Below are 1,521 nucleotides of genomic sequence, written 5' to 3'. Positions count from 1 at the left end.
GTCCCCGTAAATGTCTCGGATGGAAAACGCCTTATGAAATATTCTTTAATGTAGTGTTGCACTTAATTTGACAATTCAAGAACAAAAAATCACCAGATTGGATTTCCCAGTCTGGTGATTTTATTTTGCCCTAAAACGCCGAAGCAATCGCCTGTTTCAAATCCCCAATCAAGTCGTCAACATCTTCCAAGCCAACCGACAAGCGGATCACCCGTGTATTCAAGCCATGTTGTTCCCGCAAGCTGGCTGGGATTTCTCGGTGAGTGATCTTGACCGGATTGACGATCAGGGAACGAACATCACCCACGTTCGGCAAGTATGTAAAGACTTTGACGTGGTTCAAAATAGCGTCTACTTGTTTTTCAGTGCCGGCCACCCCGAACGATAAGATCGCGCCGATGCCTTTTGGGAAGTATTTCTTGACCAACGGATTGCTTTGGTCGATTCCGGCATAGTACAACTTCTTGACGTGGGGTTCGGCCTTCAAATATTTAGCGATGGCCGTTGCGTTGCTAACCTCTTTATCCAACCGTTCAGTGATGGTTTCCACTCCTAATAGCGCCAGGTACGCATCAAATGGGCTCATGACCGACCCAAACAGTCGCAAATATTTGATCCGGACCCGGGAAATAAACGCAGCCGAGCCAAACTTTTCGTTGAAGCTCACCGGCTGACCATCCCCCGTTTCAAGGGTAAATTCATTCTCGGTAAACTGCGGAAACTTGCCATTGCCCCAGTCAAATTGACCGTGGTCAACAACAATCCCGGACACGACATTCCCATGGCCATTGATCGCTTTGGTTGAGGAATAAACGTCAATGTCGGCGCCAAAATCAAATGGCCGGAACAAGTACGGCGTCGGGAATGTATTGTCAACGATCAACGGAATTCCAGCCTCATGGGCAATGGTTGACAGATTCTCGATATCGGCAATGTCGGTGCTGGGATTGGCGACACTTTCCACAAAAATGGCTTTGGTGTCAGCCTTGATCAGTGATTTGACACTGGCAAAATCATTGATATCATCCACAAAGTCGATGTGAATACCAAACTTGGGAAAGATTGACCGGAATTCATCGATACTGGCCCCATACAGATTCGTCGGCGCGATAATTCGGCCACCGCCTTCAGCAACGTTTAACAGCGCATAACTGACGGCTGCCATGCCAGACCCCACTGCAACGGCGTCAATCCCCCCATCCAAAGCCGTAATCCGATTCTCAAATGCCCGCACGGTTGGGTTGGCCACCCGCGAATAGGTGAAGCCTTCCTTACTACCTTCCGCAACCTGTTCAGCTTCGTCGGTATCGCCAAGGGCAAACGCGGCCGTTTGATAGATCGGCGGCAATGGCGAATTTAAATGTTCTTTTGGATCGTAACCCGCGTGAAGTCGTTGTGTGTCGAATTGATTATCTGCCAATTTTATCATCCTTTTTTAATTCCCGAAGTGTCAAATCAAGTGCAACAGTTAATGACCTATTCCAATGATTGGTCTAGTTAGTCAGCTAGACCTGGTAATAG

Annotated in this window: 1 protein-coding gene; it reads right to left on the bottom strand. The window is 47.9% G+C overall.

Annotated elements, in window-relative coordinates; translation table 11 throughout:
• Positions 1–130 precede the first annotated feature (130 nt).
• Complete coding sequence (locus KTE19_RS13580) at positions 131–1,420, bottom strand: O-acetylhomoserine aminocarboxypropyltransferase/cysteine synthase family protein (RefSeq protein ID WP_217342511.1); 1,290 nt, start codon at positions 1,418–1,420, stop codon at positions 131–133.
• Between the last annotated feature and the right edge of the window lie 101 nt (positions 1,421–1,521).

It is taken from the genome of Lentilactobacillus dabitei, from assembly GCF_019061365.1.
GTDB classification, from domain to species: Bacteria; Bacillota; Bacilli; order Lactobacillales; family Lactobacillaceae; genus Lentilactobacillus; species Lentilactobacillus dabitei.
The sequence above is the reverse complement of the archived record's forward strand: the minus strand, read 5'-3'. Positions and strand labels throughout refer to the sequence as shown.